The organism is Sulfitobacter sp. HI0027 (genome assembly GCF_001634775.1).
Lineage (GTDB): Bacteria > Pseudomonadota > Alphaproteobacteria > Rhodobacterales > Rhodobacteraceae > Sulfitobacter.
In genome coordinates this window covers 1-205 of the sequence record NZ_LWER01000292.1, presented here as the reverse complement: position 1 = coordinate 205, position 205 = coordinate 1, and the positions used below count along the sequence as shown (strand labels likewise).

Sequence of the window (205 nt, the reverse complement as noted above, 5' to 3'; positions counted from 1 at the left end):
GCTCTTGGGTGGCCGGGCAGATTGAGGGCGAAGGTCAGGTGACCTATCCCGACGGGTCCGTTTACGTTGGCACCTTTCGCAATGATCTGGCCGATGGCACGGGCAAGATCACCTATCCCGATGGATCGACCTATGAGGGCGCTTGGGTGGCAGGCGTGATCGAAGGCGAAGGCATCGCCACCTATACCAATGGCGTGGTCTATGA

At 59.5% G+C, this 205-nt stretch carries 1 pseudogene; it reads left to right on the top strand.

Going from position 1 to position 205, the window contains the following annotated elements:
* Positions 1 to 205 (top strand): annotated as a pseudogene (locus A3722_RS15680) (2-isopropylmalate synthase); the annotation flags it as partial.